This is a genomic window from Micromonospora sp. URMC 103 (assembly GCF_051386435.1).
Classification (GTDB): domain Bacteria; phylum Actinomycetota; class Actinomycetes; order Mycobacteriales; family Micromonosporaceae; genus Micromonospora.
The window spans coordinates 962,099-976,563 of the sequence record NZ_JBPQTR010000006.1 but is presented as its reverse complement, the minus strand read 5'-3'; the positions used below and the strand labels follow the sequence as shown (position 1 = coordinate 976,563).

Genomic DNA, 14,465 nt, shown 5'->3' with positions numbered 1-14,465 from the left:
CGGGAGCGAGGGTCGACGGACGCTGGCGCTGACGCCCCGGAGTGAGGGACCGACGGACGCTGTCGAGCTGCCCCAGATCTGAGACCGCCCGGAAAGCCGACGCGCAAACGCGGACGCGGACGCGCAAACGCCGAATCGCACGCCGAACGCGCGAGCGCCGAAACGTACGCCGAACGCGCGAGCGCCGACTCGCACGCCGAACGCGCGAGCGCCGACGACGGGGAAGTGCCGCCGCCACGAGCTGCCCCATATCTGGGGCAGCTCGACAGGAGCGGAAGTGCACACCCGGCCAGCGCGAGCCCCTGCTCCCAAGGCCGGGCGCCCGCTACTTGTCGATGTCGCCGACCACGAAGAACATCGAGCCGAGGATCGCGATCAGGTCCGGCACCAGGCAGCCCGGGAGCAGGGTGGCCAGTGCCTGGACGTTGGCGTACGACGCTGTGCGCAGCTTGAGCCGCCACGGCGTCTTCTCACCGCGGGACACGAGGTAGTAGCCGTTGATCCCGAGCGGGTTCTCGGTCCACGCGTAGGTGTGCCCCTCGGGCGCCTTGACCACCTTCGGCAACCGGGTGTTGACCGGCCCGGTGAGCCGGTCGACCCGCTCCAGGCACTGCTCGGCGAGGTCGAGTGACACGTACACCTGGTCCAGCAGCAGCTCGAACCGGGCGTGGCAGTCCCCGGTCGTGCGGGTCACCACGGGCACGTCCAGCTCGTCGTACGCCAGGTAGGGCTCGTCGCGGCGCAGGTCCATGTCGAGGCCGGACGCCCGGGCGACCGGGCCGGACGCGCCGAACGCGGCGGCGTCGGCCGCGGAGAGCACACCCACGCCGACCGTGCGGGCCAGGAAGATCTCGTTGCGCCGGATCAGGTTGTCCAGGTCGGGCAGGCGCCGGCGCACCTCGCCGATGGCCGTCCGGGCCCGGCCCGTCCAGCCGTACGGCACCTCCTCCTTGAGCCCGCCGACCCGGTTGAACATGTAGTGGATCCGGCCGCCGGAGACCTCCTCCATCACGGCCTGGAGGGTCTCCCGTTCCCGGAACGCGTAGAACATCGGCGTGATCGCGCCAATCTCCAACGGGTACGAGCCGAGGAACATCAGGTGGTTGAGCACCCGGTTCAGCTCCGCGAGCGCCATCCGCAGCCAGACCGCCCGTTCCGGCACCTCGAGACCCATGAGCCGTTCGACGGCCAGCACCACGCCCAGCTCGTTCGAGAACGCCGACAGCCAGTCGTGCCGGTTGGCGAGCACGATGATCTGCCGGTAGTCGCGTACCTCGAAGAGCTTCTCGGCGCCCCGGTGCATGTAGCCGACGATCGGCTCCGCCGAGATCACCCGCTCGCCGTCGAGCACCAGCCGCAGCCGCAGCACGCCGTGGGTGGAGGGGTGCTGGGGGCCGATGTTGAGCACCATGTCGGCGCCGAGCTGCTCCCCGCCGGCGCCGGTGCCGACGGTCAGCTCGCGGAGGTCCCCGGCGTCGGTGGTCATGCCCGTCATCGTGCCACGACCGCATCGAGCGTGACGCCGACCGGTTGCCGCAGCCACCAGTGCCCGCCCAGGCCGGCCGGGTCGGTCAGCTCGGCCACCGTGGACGCCGCGGCGAGCGCGCGGACGTACCCGGCCGGGTCGGAGGCGGCCAGGGCCAGCGGCGGTCGACCACCATCGGCACCGAGCGCCCGCAGCGCCTCCCGCTGCGACCCGAGGGCGTACGCGCACCGGGCCACCCGCTGCCCGGCGGAGGCGACCGAGTCCATGGCTACGTGGGCCGTGACGTCGCACGACCCGTCGGGCACCGGGGGCACCTGCCGCCCGCTCCGGTACCCGGTCAGCGTCCCGTCGACCGGCCGTTCCGGCGCGCGGTGCCCGTAGTCGACGGCCAGCGCCAGTCCCCGGTCGACGTGGCCCACGGCGTCGGCCCACGCCTCGTCCCGGCTGCGGCCGATCTCGGCCCGCGCGCCGGCCGCGCCGCCGGGCGCCGGCCACCAGGCGGCCAGCCACCGGGCGTCCTCGTCGTCGACGGGACCGCCCACGCTCTCCGCGCCCGTGGCCGGGTCGACCAGCAGGTAGCGCCACCCGTCGGAGCCGTGCACGGCGAGGTCGAGCGGCACGTTGTCGAGCCATTCCGTGGCGACGAGCAGGCCGGTGATCCCGGTCGGGATCCCGTCGACCCAGTCGACGCCCGCAGGCAGGTCACGTGGCCGGGGCGCCCGCTCGACGGCGGTGAGCCGCAGCCGACCGGCGAGTTCCCCGGTGGCGACGGACGCGAGGGCCCGCAGCAGCTCCCCGCGGCCGGCGCCCACGTCGACCACGTCGAGCCGGGCCGGGTGACCGAGAGCCGCGTCGACCTGGCCGACGAGACGGAGCAGCGCGGTGGCGAACGCCGGGGCGGCGTGCACACTCGTGCGGAAGTGGCCGGCCGGCCCGGATCCCGCCACGAAGAAGCCGCCCGGGCCGTAGAGCGCCCGGTCCATGGCCTCCCGCCAGCGGATCGACATCAGTTCACCTTTCGTTCAAGGCCCGTCACCGTGCCGACCCTACGGTCAGCCGGTATGAGACGACTCCTCATCCCCGCCGTGGCGGTCGTACCGCTGCTGCTGGCCGCCGCCCCCGCGGGCGCCGCGCCGGCCGGCGACGAGCCCCGGCCGGTCCGCGCGGCGGTCGAGACGCCCTCGCTCTTCGACGACGCGGCGGGCGGCGACGCCGACGCCGACGACCCGGCCATCTGGATCCACCCCACCGACCGGGCCGGCAGCCTGGTGATCGCCACCGCCAAGAACGGCGGCCTCCGGGTGTACGACCTGGCGGCCCGCGAGCGACAGGCCATCGCCACCCCGCCCGCGCCCGGTCCCGACGACGAGGCGGGCCGGTTCAACAACGTCGACCTGGTTTCCGGGTTCCGGCTGGCCGGTCACCGGGCCGACCTGGCCGTGGTGACCGACCGGGGCCGGGACCAGTTGCGCTTCTACCGGATCGACCCGGCCACCCGGCGGCTCACCGACGTGACGGCCCCGGACGTGCCGTTCGCGTTCAGCCGGGACCAGGCCGAGGTGAACGGGCAGCGCACGGCGTACGGCCTGGGCACCTGGACGGCCCCCGACGGCGCCGTGTACGCGGTGGTCAGCCGGCGCAGCACGCCCGAGGTGGGGCTGTTCCGGCTGGTCGAGCGGGCTGGCCGGGTCACCTACCGGCCGGTGGACCGGCTCGTCCTGCCGTCGACGTTCACCCTGCCCAACGGCGAGCGCTGGTCGCCGTGCACCGATCCGGGTGACGGGCCGCAGGTCGAGGGAACGGTGGTCGACCCGGACACCGGGGTGGTGCACCTCGCCCAGGAGAAGGTGGGTCTGTGGCGCGTCCGCTTGGCGGGTGGCCGTTTCCACGGCGCGCCCCGGTCGGTGGAGCGGGTCCGCGAGTTCGGCGTTCCGGCGACGTACGACGCCGAGGAGGAGGACTGCGTGACCGACTACGCGGCCGACCCGGGCTTCGGCGGCCGGATCGCCCAGGACGTGGAGGGGTTGACCATCTACCGGACCGGCCGCGGCGCCGGCACCCTGGTCGTCTCGAGCCAGGGCGACGACACCTTCTACACGTACGACCGGCGCACGGACCGGCCGACCGGCCGGTTCGCGGTCGTCGACGGTCGGGTCGACGGGTCGCAGGAGTGCGACGGCGCGGCGGTGGTCTCCACCGCGCTGCCCGGCTTCCCGGGCGGCCTGCTCGTGCTCCACGACGGCCGGAACACCCCGGAGACGCCCGCTGGCGACGGCGAGTCCCGGCCGGACACCAACTTCAAGTTCCTCGACGCGGGCTTCCTGACGCCCCAGCGCTGAGCGCTCGACGTCCCGGTAAGGGGCCCTTCCGCACCGGACGGGCCCCTTCCTCTTCCCCGGGCGGCCACGGCGGTGAAGGTTTTCACATCCGGGTTTCGATCCCGTTGCCCGGGCGCATACTTGCCATCGACCGGTACCCCTTCTCGAGGACTGGATCGTTGTCATGAGCGCACCGTCGCGCCCGCGTCCGGCCGCCCCTCGACGGGCCGCCGCCACCGCGGGTCCCGCCCGTCCGGGCGTTCCGGCTGCCACCACCCCGCGCACCCTGACCGTCGGCGTACTCGGCGCGGGCCGCGTCGGCGCCGTGCTGGGCGCCGCGCTCGCCGCCGCGGGCCACCGGGTGGTCGCCGCGGCCGGCGCCTCCGGCGCCAGCCGGGCCCGCTTGGCCCTGCTGCTGCCGGCCGTGCCCCGCCGCTCCGCCACGGCGGTGGCCCGGGCCGCCACCGACCTGCTGCTGATCGCCGTGCCGGACGACGCGCTCGCCGGCGTCGTCACCGCCCTGGCCGAATCGGGCGCGCTGCGCCCCGGCCAGCTCGTGGCGCACACCTCCGGGGCGCACGGCCTGGCCGTGCTCGACCCGGCCGTCGCGGTCGGCGCCCGGCCGCTCGCCCTGCACCCGGCCATGACCTTCACCGGTACGCCCGACGACCTCGGCCGGCTCGCCGGCATCTCGTACGGGGTGACCGCCCCCGCCGACCTGCGGCCGCTGGCCGCCCGGCTGGTGGCCGACCTGGGTGGCGTGCCGGAGTGGATCGGGGAGGCGGACCGCCCGCTCTACCACGCGGCGCTGGCGCACGGCGCCAACCACCTGGTGACCCTCGTCAACGAGGCGGCCGACCGGCTCCGCGACGCCGGGGTGACCCAGCCCGAGAAGGTGCTCGCCCCGCTGCTGCGGGCCGCGCTGGAGAACGCGCTGCGTCTCGGCGACGACGCGCTGACCGGTCCGGTTTCCCGCGGCGACGCCGGCACCGTCGAACGGCACCTCGACCGGCTCGCCGCCACGGCGCCCGAGTCCGTGGCGCCGTACCTGGCGTTGGCCCGGCGTACGGCGGACCGGGCCATCGCGGCGGGTCGGCTCCGCCCGGCCGACGCGGCGTCGCTGCTCGGCGTCCTGGCCGACAGCCAGCGGGAAGTGGCGGCGTGACCGGTCCGGGAATGGGCACGGGCCGGTACGCGCTGACGAGCGACGGGGAGGGGGCCGCCGAGATGGAACTGGTGACGACGCGCGAGGAGCTGGCGAAGGCGCGGGCAGCGCTGACTGGCACCGTCGGCGTGGTGATGACCATGGGCGCGCTGCACGAGGGTCACGAGACGCTGCTGCGGGCGGCCCGGGAACAGGCCGACCACGTGCTCGTGACGATCTTCGTGAACCCGCTCCAGTTCGGCCCGAACGAGGACTTCGACCGCTACCCCCGTACGCTCGCCGCCGACCTGGAGGTCTGCCGGCGGGCCGGAGCCGACGTGGTGTTCGCGCCGGACCGGGCCGAGATGTACCCGGACGGGGAGCCGCGCGTACGCGTCAACCCCGGCCGCCTCGGCGAGGAGCTGGAGGGGCAGAGCCGGCCGGGCTTCTTCCACGGTGTGCTCACCGTGGTGCTGAAGCTGTTCCAGCTCACCCGGGCCGACCTGGCCTTCTTCGGCGAGAAGGACTACCAGCAGCTCACCCTGGTCCGGCGGATGGCGCGCGACCTGGACGTGCCGGTCCGGGTGGTCGGCGTCCCCACCGTGCGCGAGCCGGACGGGCTGGCCCTGTCCAGCCGCAACCGGTACCTCTCGGAGCCGGAGCGGGCCGCGGCGCTCAGCCTGTCGGCCGCGCTGCGGGCCGGCGCCGAGGCCGCCGAGCAGGGGCTTGACGCCGGCGCCGTGCTGACGGCCGCGCACCGGGCGTTCGGCGCCGGCACGCCCGGCGCCCAGCTCGACTACCTGGTGCTGACCGACGCGGACCTCGAACCGGGGCCGGTCAGCGGGCCCGCCCGGCTGCTCGTGGCGGCCTGGGTCGGCAGCACCCGCCTGATCGACAACGTGCCGGTCCTGCTCGCCCCCCGCTCCTGAACCACCCCCGCTGCGCGCGAAAGGTCCACCCCGATGCTGCGAACCATGCTGAAGTCGAAGATCCACCGCGCCACGGTGACCCAGGCCGACCTGCACTACGTCGGCTCGGTCACCGTGGACGAGGACCTGCTCGACGCCGCCGACCTGCTCCCCGGCGAGCAGGTGGCGATCGTGGACATCACGAACGGTGCCCGGCTGGAGACGTACGTCATCCCGGGCCGGCGGGGCAGCGGCGTGATCGGGATCAACGGCGCGGCCGCCCACCTCGTGCACCCCGGTGACCTGGTCATCCTGATCTCGTACGGTCAGATGGACGACGCCGAGGCGCGCGCGTACCAGCCCCGCGTGGTCCACGTCGACGCCGACAACCGGGTGGTGGACCTGACCGCCGACCCGGCGAAGCCGGCCTCCGGCACGGCCGGCGACCCGATCCCGAACCCGTACGCGGCAGTCTGACCCGCCGCGGGCGCGCGGCGCTGCGCCGCCCGCCCGCCCCGGCCGTCCTCCGCGATCTTGCGCTTTCGGCCTTCGTTCTGAGGTGATTTGTCCCGCTTGCCGGGGCAGCAAGTGCAAGATCGCGGGGAAGGGGCGGGGCCCTCTACACGGGCTGCCGCACGATCCTCGGCCGGTACGTCGGCGTACCGGACGAGGCCGACCTGCCCCTGCGCAGCGGGGTGGTGGTGCGGCCACCCGGCGCCGGCCGGTGGGGGGCCGGCGACCGCGGCGTGCGCTGCTACCTCTGGCTCAGCCACCGCACGGTGACCGGCTCGTTGAAGGGCGCCGGCGCGGCCGGCCTGCCCGTCCGCACGAGCTGACCCGGGCGCGCGGACGAGGTAGCCCAAACCACTCGTCGCGCCCCCGCCGCCTCGTGCGAGCGCCGTTCGCGGTTGACTGTGGTCATGGACCTTCCGACCGTCGACCTGCCGGCCCTGCCCGGGCTGCTGGCCGCGCCCGCGCCCGGATGGGTGGAGACGACCGACGTGATCGTCGTCGGGTCGGGCGTGGCCGGCCTCACCGCGGCGCTGCACCTGCGCGAGGCGGGCCTGCACGTCACCGTCGTCACGAAGGTGGACATGGACGAGGGCTCGACCCGCTGGGCGCAGGGCGGCATCGCCGCGGTGCTCGACCCCGCCGACACGTCGGCCGCGCACGCCAGGGACACCGAGATCGCGGGGGTCGGGCTGTGCGACCCGGCGGCCGTACGGGTCCTCGTCGAGGAGGGGCCGACCCGGCTGCGCGAGCTGATGCGGATCGGCGCCGAGTTCGACCGCAACCCGGACGGGTCGTTGATGCTCACCCGGGAGGGCGGGCACCGGGCGGACCGGATCGTGCACGCGGGCGGGGACGCCACCGGCGCCGAGGTGCAGCGCGCGCTGCACGCGGCGGTCCGCCGCGACCCGTGGATCCGCCTGGTCGAGCACGCTCTCGTGCTGGACCTCCTGCGGGCGCCCGGTGACGGCCCGGGCGGGCTCGGCCCGGCGTGCGGGATCACCCTGCACGTGCTCGGCGAGGGCAGCGAGGAGGGTGTGGGCGCCATCCTGGGCCGGGCGGTGGTGCTCGCCACCGGCGGCATGGGCCAGATCTTCGCGGCAACCACCAACCCGGCCGTCTCGACGGGCGACGGGGTGGCGCTCGCGATGCGCGCCGGAGCCGCCGTGACCGACGTCGAGTTCGTCCAGTTCCACCCGACCGCGCTCATCGTGCCGGAGCACGCCCGGATGCCCGGCGCCAGCCGGGCCCAGCAGCCACTCGTCTCCGAGGCGCTGCGCGGCGAGGGCGCCCACCTCGTCGACGCTGACGGCAAGCGGTTCATGGTCGGCCAGCACGAGCTGGCCGAACTCGCCCCCCGCGACGTGGTGGCCAAGGGCATCCACCGGGTGCTCCTCGCCACCGGCGCCGACCACGTCTTCCTCGACGCCCGGCACCTGGGCGGGGACTTCCTGGCGCGGCGCTTCCCGACCATCGTGGCGTCCTGCCTGGCCATCGGAGTCGACCCGGCCGTCGACCTGATCCCGGTGGCGCCGGCCGCGCACTACGCCTCCGGCGGCGCCCGCACCGACCTGCGCGGCCGCACCTCCATCCCCGGCCTGTACGCCTGCGGCGAGGTCGCCTGCACGGGCGTGCACGGCGCGAACCGGCTGGCCAGCAACTCGCTCCTGGAGGGGCTCGTGTTCTCCCGCCGGATCGCCGAGGACATCGCGGCCGGCCTTCCGAAGCAGGCCCGACCGGCGGAGACCGGCGCCTGGGTCGGCGGCGAGGGCTGGGTGGTGCCGGCGGACGGCACGCCCGTTCTGCAGCGGGCGATGACCCGGGGAGCCGGGGTGCTCCGCTCGGCGGAGACGCTCGCCGCGACGGCCGGCGTGCTCACCGACCTCGGCGCGGGGCGGGGCCGCCCCCGGACGGCCGACTGGGAGGCCACGAACCTGATCACCGTGGCGTCGGCCCTGGTCGCCGCCGCGTACGCCCGGCAGGAGACCCGTGGGTGCCACTGGCGGGAGGACCACCCGGCGGCCGACGAGCGGTGGCTCGGCCACCTGGTCGGGGCCGTCGGCGGACAGGGGCGGTTGACGCAGCACTGGGAGGGGACGCGATGAGGGAGTCGACGGAGCAGGAGCTGCGGGCCGGTGGCCTGGACCCCGTGGAGGTGGGGCGGGTGGTCACCAACGCCCTCGCCGAGGATCTGGGGCCGGACTTCGTGGACATCACGAGCGTCGCCACCATCCCGGCCGAGCAGACCGACACCGCCGACCTGGTGGCGCGCGCCGACGGTGTGGTGGCCGGGCTGGCCGTGGCCGCCGCCGTCTTCGAGACGGTGGGGGCGTTGACCGGTGTGGACCGTACGGTCGCGGTGTCGCTGGTGGCCCGCGACGGCGAGCGGGTGGCCCGCGGCGACGTGCTGGCCACCGTGACCGGCCCCACCCGGCTGCTGCTGACCGCCGAGCGCACGGCGCTCAACCTGCTCTGCCGGATGTCCGGGGTGGCCACCCACACGAGGGCCTGGGCCGACGCGCTGACCGGCACGAAGGCCATGGTGCTGGACACCCGGAAGACCACGCCCGGCCTGCGCGCCCTGGAGAAGTACGCGGTGCGCGCCGGCGGCGGCACCAACAAGCGCCTGGGCCTCTACGACGTCGCGATGATCAAGGACAACCACAAGCTCGCGGCGGGCGGCATCACGGCGGCGTATCGCCGGGTGCGGGAGGCGTTCGCCGACGTGCCGGTGCAGGTGGAGGTGACGACGGTCGCCGAGGCGGTGGAGGCCGTGGAGGCGGGCGCCGACTTCCTGCTCTGCGACAACATGAGCCCCGAGGAGCTGGTCGAGGTGGTGGCCGCCGTGGGCGACCGCGCCGAGCTGGAGGCGACGGGCGGGTTGACCCTCGCGGTGGCGGCCCGGTACGCGGCGACCGGCGTCGACTTCCTCTCGGTGGGCGCGTTGACCCACTCCTCGCCCATCCTCGACATCGCGCTGGACCTGCGGACCGACTGACCGGTCCGGGCCGGCGGGGCGTGGCCGGCGGCGGATGTGCCGGGCGTCGGTCAGACCGTGGTGAGCGAGGTGCTCGCCAGGTTGAAGATCACCCGGTTCTCGGTGTCCTGTCGGCTGTCCAGGCCGTACTTGGCCCGGAAGAGTTCGAGCACCCGGTTGTAGACCTCGGGGGCCAGCTCGTCGGCCTCGCCGATGGCGAAGACCTCGCCGGCCGCCTCCGGCCGGTCGAGCACCACGGTGAGGCCGGCGAGCCCGTGCCGCGCCACGTTGCGGACCAGGTCGGCGCCCGCGATGTACCAGTCGCCGTCGGAGCGGACGTAGAGCGCCTCGCAGCTCTCCAGCTCGCGCCCGCCCTGGCGCAGGCAGAGCCGCAGGCTGAGGCACGCCTCCAGGTCCTGCGTGGGCGCCGTGTCCCACAGCTCGTCGAACCGGTCGTCGACGAACTCGCCGAGCGGCGTCGAGACGTACGCCTCGATCTGCTGGGTGTCGAACGTGCTGCCGCGCACCGGGAAGAACGAGATGAACGCCTTGCTGTCCCAGCGGTACATCTGCACGGAGGGCGCGGCGTTGTAGACCCGTACCTGGAGGCGGGCCCGGGACGACTCGGGCAGCTCCTCGCGGAGCCGGGCCAGGTGCCAGAGGTTGCCGAGGATCGCCACCGAGGCGTCCCGGCGGCGCAGCTCCTCGCCGCGCAGCCGCACGGCGGGGGAATCCGGGTCGAGCAGCAGCACCCGGACCGTCGCGCCGTTGAGCAGCGCGGAGCGCAGCGCGGCCACGAAGCGGCGGGCGTACGGCCCCTCCAACATGCTCGTCCAGGTCTCGAGGATGGCCACCAGCTCGCGGGACCGGGCCACCCGGTCGATGAGCGCGTCACGGTCGAGGCGGGGGTGCTCGATGATGCTCGCCGTCTGGAGTTCCCGGAACAGCGGGTTGAGCACCACGTACGTCAGCAGCGTCATGATCAGCGCGGCGCCGATGTTCAGGTAGAGCTCGCCGGAGAAGCTGTCGGTGGCCCGGCGGGACTCCCGCCACGCCTGCACCGTCATCCAGATCGCGCCGCCCGCCAGCACGGCCAGCACGAGCACGTGCCGCCGGCGCCGGCGCAGCGTGTTGCGCCCGCGCGCCCACCACATCCCCGACATGTCGCTCCCCGCCCGGCCGCCCGCTGGATCGACCCCTGTTCATGCCGCGATGGCAACCAGGATACGGGCGTCCGGCCGGTCCGCGCCCGCCCGCACGGCCGTTGTCTAGGCTGCGTGCGTGCTGCTCTGCATCGACATCGGAAACACCAACACCGTGCTGGCGACCTTCGACGGCGACAAGCTGGTGCATTCCTGGCGGATCAAGACCGACGCCCGGTCGACCGCCGACGAGCTGGGCCTGATGTTCCGTGGCCTGCTCGCCGGGGACGCCGTCGAGATCACCGGAGTGGCCGCCTGTTCCACCGTTCCGGCGGCGCTGCGCTCACTGCGCACCATGCTGGCCCGCTACTACGGCGAGCTGCCCAGCGTGATCGTCGAGCCGGGGGTGCGGACGGGTGTGCAGCTGGCGATCGACAACCCGAAGGAGGTCGGCGCCGACCGGGTGGTCAACACGCTGGCCGCGTACACGCTCTACGGCGGGCCGTCGATCGTGGTCGACTTCGGCACCACCACCAACTTCGACGTGATCAGCGGTCGGGGCGAGTTCCTCGGCGGCGCGTTCGCCCCGGGCATCGAGATCTCCTTCGACGCGCTCGCCGCCCGCGCGGCCCAGCTGCGGAAGGTCGAGGCGACCCGGCCGCGCTCGGTGATCGGCAAGAACACGGTCGAGTGCCTCCAGGCCGGCCTGTACTTCGGCTTCGCCGGGCAGGTGGACCGGATCGTCGAGCGGATGACCGAGGAGCTGGGCGAGGTGAAGGCCGTGATCGCCACCGGGGGCCTCGCCTCGCTGGTGATCAACGAGTGCCGGACGATCACCGCCCACGAGCCCATGATCACGCTGATCGGCCTGCGGATGGTCTACGAGCGCAACGTGTGACCCCGGCCGGTCGCGGCCGGCTCAGCGCCGCCGGGACCGCAGCACGACCGTCTGGTACGGCAGCGCGACCGTCTCCCGGCCGGCAAGCTGCGGATGGGTGGCGAGCAGGTCCCGCAGGGCCCGGTCGACGCGCTCCCGGTCCTCGGCCGACGCCGTGAGCCAGTACGAGCGGGTGCGCACGAGCCCCAGCAGGTCGTCCGGCGTGAGCGTGGTGGTGTGCGTGAACTCGCCCACCTCGACCGGTTCGAAGGCCGGGCCGAAGTCGGCGTACCGGTCGACCACGCTCCCGGCGTTGTCGCCGAGGTGGGCGATCCGGCTCATCTCCGCCACCCAGTCGACCCGCTCGTCCCGTGTGTTCCAGACGGGGGCGAAGGTGCCGCCGGGCCGCAGCACCCGCGCGATCTCGGCGTGCGCCCGCTCCCGGTCGAACCAGTGGTACGCCTGACCGACCAGCACCGCGTCCGCGTCGCCGTCCGGCAGCGGCAGGCCCTCGGCGCTGCCGGCGAGGGCGGTGGTCCCCGGCGTGGCGGCGTCCAGTTGGGCGCGCATGCCCGGGTCCGGCTCCACCGGCACCACGTCGTGCCCGAGGGCGAGCACGCCGCGCGTCAGCTTGCCGGTGCCGGCGCCGAGGTCGACGACCCGGGCGGGAGCGGTCAGGCCGTCGAGCGCCCAGCGGAGCGCAGCTTCCGGATAACGGGGGCGAAACCGGTCGTAATCGGCTGCCGCGGCACCGAAGGACAGCGCATGAGTGTGATCAACCATGGCGGGCAGGTTATCCCGTAACAGTCACGCGGGGGCTTGAGTACGCTCGGGCCTGACCCCCGTATCTCCGTGACGAGGAAGCATGCCGTGAGCGAGCAGAACACCCTGCCAGTGGACCCCGCCGACGACCTTCCGGAGCAGATGAAGGTCCGCCGGGAGAAGCGGGACCGGATGCTCGCCGACGGCATCGAGCCCTATCCGGTCGGCTTCCCCCGGACGGCCACCCTCGCCGAGGTGCGCGCGCGGTACGCCGACCTGCCGACCGACACCGCCACCGGCGACCGCGTGTCGGTCACCGGCCGGGTGATCTTCGTACGGAACACGGGCAAGCTCTGCTTCGCGACCCTGCGCGACGGCGACGGCACCGAGCTCCAGGCGATGCTCTCGCTGGACCGGGTCGGCCCGCAGCGGCTGGAGGACTGGAAGCGCCTCGTGGACCTCGGTGACCACGTCGGTGTCACGGGTGAGGTCATCACCAGCCGGCGGGGTGAGCTGTCGGTGCTGGCCGACGAGTGGGCGGTCACCGCCAAGGCGCTGCGTCCGCTCCCGGTGGCGCACAAGCCGCTCTCGGAGGAGGCGCGGGTCCGGCAGCGCTACGTCGACCTGATCGTCCGCCCCCAGGCGCGGCAGATGGTCCGCACCCGGGCCACGACCGTGCGCAGCCTCCGTGACTCGCTGCACGAGCAGGGTTTCATCGAGGTCGAGACCCCGATGCTCCAGTTGCTGCACGGCGGGGCGGCGGCCCGCCCATTCGTGACGCACAGCAATGCGTTGAGCACGGATCTGTATCTGCGAATCGCGCCGGAACTGTTTCTCAAGCGCGCCGTGGTCGGCGGTGTCGACCGCGTCTTCGAGATCAACCGCAACTTCCGTAATGAGGGTGTCGACTCTTCGCACTCGCCCGAGTTCGCGATGCTGGAGGCCTACCAGGCGTACGGCGACTACGACACGATGGCCGAGCTGACCCGTAATCTCGTGCAACGGGCGGCGATGGCCGTGAGCGGCTCGACGGTCGTCACCCACGCCGATGGGCGGGAGTTCGACCTGGGTGGCGAGTGGCGATCGGTGACCCTGTTCGGGGTGCTTTCCGAGGCGCTCGGCGAGGAGGTCACGGTCCGCACCGAACGCACCCGCCTCGTGGAGTACGCCGACAAGGTCGGATTGGCCGTCGACCCGAAGTGGGGTCCGGGCAAGCTGGCCGAGGAACTGTTCGAGGAACTGGTCGTCCCGGGTCTCGACGAGCCCACCTTCGTCCGGGACTACCCGGAGGAGACCAGCCCGCTGACCCGCGCCCACCGCACCGAGCCGGGGCTGGCCGAGAAGTGGGACCTCTACGTGCTCGGTTTCGAACTGGCCACCGCGTACTCCGAGCTGGTCGACCCCGTCGTGCAGCGGGAGCGCCTGGTCGCCCAGGCGCAGCTCGCGGCCCGCGGCGACGACGAGGCCATGCGGCTCGACGAGGACTTTCTCCGCGCCATGGAGTACGGAATGCCGCCGGCCGGCGGTATGGGAATGGGAATCGACCGGCTCTTGATGGCGCTCACCGGGCTCGGAATTCGGGAAACGATCCTGTTCCCGTTGGTCCGCCCCGAGTAGTCGGCGGTCGCCACCGGGTCGTTATACCGCGTCCTATTGACGCGGCGCGCGCCGCCCGGGTTATTGTGCTCTGAGTAGGCAGGAACACCCTGCTCGAAAGGAATGTGGGACGTGGCCAAGCAGATCATTCACAAGCTGGTCGATGACCTGGACGGCGGGGACGCGGACGAGACGGTCAAGTTCGCGCTGGACGGCGTTCAGTACGAGATCGACCTGTCGAGTGCGAACGCCGAGAAATTGCGCGACGTATTCGCGCCGTACGTCGGCGCCGGCACCAAGGTCGGCCGGGGCGGCGTGGTGGTCGGTGGCCGTGCGGCCCGGGGCCGGGGCGGCGCCACCGCGGACCGGGAGCAGAACCGGGCGATCCGGGAGTGGGCCAAGAAGGCGGGGAAGGACATCTCCGACCGGGGCCGTATTCCCCAGGAGATCGTCGACGAGTACCACGCCCGCCGCTGACCGAGGCGATCGCAGCGGCGACCCGACGCCGGGCCGGAGGATCCTCCGGGCCGGCGTCGCCGTATCCACGGCCGGGCCGGCGTCGCCGTATCCACGGGCCGGTTCGGCCCGCCGTATCCACGGCCGGTTCGGCGCCCCGGGAAGAATCTCCCGGCGGTCGGCGTTGTCCACAGGCGGTGGAGACTTCGTCCACAGCCTGTGGACGACTCCCGGGCGGCCCCTCGACGGGTCGCGCCGACGCGGATCCGGCCCCCGACGGCCCGGACGG

At 73.8% G+C, this 14,465-nt stretch carries 13 protein-coding genes and 1 pseudogene; 10 read left to right on the top strand and 4 right to left on the bottom strand.

The genetic code is table 11. The features are described 5' to 3' along the window. Positions 1-325: 325 nt before the first annotated feature. Together ACSNOA_RS30885 and ACSNOA_RS30880 are read right to left on the bottom strand one after the other, a co-directional pair. Complete coding sequence (locus ACSNOA_RS30885; protein WP_436663282.1) at positions 326-1,495, bottom strand: NADH-quinone oxidoreductase subunit D; 1,170 nt, start codon at positions 1,493-1,495, stop codon at positions 326-328. Then, positions 1,492-2,493 (bottom strand): SAM-dependent methyltransferase, encoded by a 1,002-nt coding sequence (locus ACSNOA_RS30880; protein WP_436663281.1) that lies wholly within the window; start codon positions 2,491-2,493, stop codon positions 1,492-1,494. The genes ACSNOA_RS30885 and ACSNOA_RS30880 overlap by 4 nt, the downstream gene beginning before the upstream one ends. Positions 2,494-2,547: 54 nt before the next feature. On the opposite strand from ACSNOA_RS30880, the gene ACSNOA_RS30875 reads away from it, so the two are divergent. The 7 genes and pseudogenes from ACSNOA_RS30875 (at position 2,548) to nadC (ending at position 9,364) form a co-directional block, all read left to right on the top strand. Further along, positions 2,548-3,825 carry a phytase gene (locus ACSNOA_RS30875; RefSeq protein ID WP_436663280.1) on the top strand — a complete coding sequence of 426 codons (1,278 nt, stop codon included), beginning with the start codon at positions 2,548-2,550 and terminating at the stop codon, positions 3,823-3,825. A gap of 163 nt (positions 3,826-3,988) precedes the next feature. After that, positions 3,989-4,969, top strand: a complete 981-nt coding sequence (locus ACSNOA_RS30870) for a Rossmann-like and DUF2520 domain-containing protein (protein WP_436663279.1) — start codon at positions 3,989-3,991, stop codon at positions 4,967-4,969. Positions 4,970-5,031: 62 nt separating this feature from the next. Next, on the top strand, positions 5,032-5,877 hold the full coding sequence (gene panC, locus ACSNOA_RS30865; protein WP_436663429.1) for a pantoate--beta-alanine ligase: 846 nt from the start codon (positions 5,032-5,034) through the stop codon (positions 5,875-5,877). 33 nt (positions 5,878-5,910) lie between these two features. Then, positions 5,911-6,333 carry an aspartate 1-decarboxylase gene (gene panD, locus ACSNOA_RS30860; RefSeq protein WP_436663278.1) on the top strand — a complete coding sequence of 141 codons (423 nt, stop codon included), beginning with the start codon at positions 5,911-5,913 and terminating at the stop codon, positions 6,331-6,333. 140 nt (positions 6,334-6,473) lie between these two features. Continuing rightward, positions 6,474-6,692, top strand: a pseudogene (locus ACSNOA_RS30855) (septum formation family protein); the annotation flags it as partial. 84 nt (positions 6,693-6,776) lie between these two features. Next, positions 6,777-8,471 carry an L-aspartate oxidase gene (locus ACSNOA_RS30850; RefSeq protein ID WP_436663277.1) on the top strand — a complete coding sequence of 565 codons (1,695 nt, stop codon included), beginning with the start codon at positions 6,777-6,779 and terminating at the stop codon, positions 8,469-8,471. Continuing rightward, positions 8,468-9,364, top strand: a complete 897-nt coding sequence (nadC, locus tag ACSNOA_RS30845; protein ID WP_436663276.1) for a carboxylating nicotinate-nucleotide diphosphorylase — start codon at positions 8,468-8,470, stop codon at positions 9,362-9,364. Before ACSNOA_RS30850 ends, nadC begins: the two co-directional genes overlap by 4 nt. Before the next feature lie 50 nt (positions 9,365-9,414). Here the strand turns inward: nadC and ACSNOA_RS30840 are convergent, their stop codons facing one another. After that, positions 9,415-10,506, bottom strand: coding sequence for a DUF5919 domain-containing protein (locus ACSNOA_RS30840; RefSeq protein ID WP_436663275.1), 1,092 nt, complete (start codon positions 10,504-10,506; stop codon positions 9,415-9,417). A gap of 118 nt (positions 10,507-10,624) precedes the next feature. Between ACSNOA_RS30840 and ACSNOA_RS30835 the strand changes: the two genes are divergently transcribed. After that, entirely contained in the window at positions 10,625-11,383 is a 759-nt protein-coding gene (locus ACSNOA_RS30835) for a type III pantothenate kinase (protein ID WP_436663274.1), read from the top strand. A 21-nt stretch (positions 11,384-11,404) separates the two neighbouring features. Here ACSNOA_RS30835 and ACSNOA_RS30830 read toward each other — a convergent pair whose 3' ends face one another. Then, positions 11,405-12,145, bottom strand: coding sequence for a class I SAM-dependent methyltransferase (locus tag ACSNOA_RS30830; RefSeq protein WP_436663273.1), 741 nt, complete (start codon positions 12,143-12,145; stop codon positions 11,405-11,407). A gap of 87 nt (positions 12,146-12,232) precedes the next feature. On the opposite strand from ACSNOA_RS30830, the gene lysS reads away from it, so the two are divergent. Next, complete coding sequence (lysS, locus tag ACSNOA_RS30825) at positions 12,233-13,741, top strand: lysine--tRNA ligase (RefSeq protein ID WP_436663272.1); 1,509 nt, start codon at positions 12,233-12,235, stop codon at positions 13,739-13,741. Between the two features lie 111 nt (positions 13,742-13,852). Beyond that, positions 13,853-14,197, top strand: a complete 345-nt coding sequence (locus ACSNOA_RS30820; protein ID WP_165947327.1) for a histone-like nucleoid-structuring protein Lsr2 — start codon at positions 13,853-13,855, stop codon at positions 14,195-14,197. Positions 14,198-14,465 lie beyond the last annotated feature (268 nt).

Bases quoted from the DNA above. Each gene is read 5' to 3' on its own strand.
- ACSNOA_RS30885 (WP_436663282.1), bottom strand. From the start codon at position 1,495: ATGACGGGCATGACCACCGACGCCGGGGACCTCCGCGAGCTGACCGTC.
- ACSNOA_RS30880 (WP_436663281.1), bottom strand. From the start codon at position 2,493: ATGTCGATCCGCTGGCGGGAGGCCATGGACCGGGCGCTCTACGGCCCG.
- ACSNOA_RS30875 (WP_436663280.1), top strand. From the start codon at position 2,548: ATGAGACGACTCCTCATCCCCGCCGTGGCGGTCGTACCGCTGCTGCTG.
- ACSNOA_RS30870 (WP_436663279.1), top strand. From the start codon at position 3,989: ATGAGCGCACCGTCGCGCCCGCGTCCGGCCGCCCCTCGACGGGCCGCC.
- panC (WP_436663429.1), top strand. From the start codon at position 5,032: ATGGAACTGGTGACGACGCGCGAGGAGCTGGCGAAGGCGCGGGCAGCG.
- panD (WP_436663278.1), top strand. From the start codon at position 5,911: ATGCTGCGAACCATGCTGAAGTCGAAGATCCACCGCGCCACGGTGACC.
- ACSNOA_RS30850 (WP_436663277.1), top strand. From the start codon at position 6,777: ATGGACCTTCCGACCGTCGACCTGCCGGCCCTGCCCGGGCTGCTGGCC.
- nadC (WP_436663276.1), top strand. From the start codon at position 8,468: ATGAGGGAGTCGACGGAGCAGGAGCTGCGGGCCGGTGGCCTGGACCCC.
- ACSNOA_RS30840 (WP_436663275.1), bottom strand. From the start codon at position 10,506: ATGTCGGGGATGTGGTGGGCGCGCGGGCGCAACACGCTGCGCCGGCGC.
- ACSNOA_RS30830 (WP_436663273.1), bottom strand. From the start codon at position 12,145: ATGGTTGATCACACTCATGCGCTGTCCTTCGGTGCCGCGGCAGCCGAT.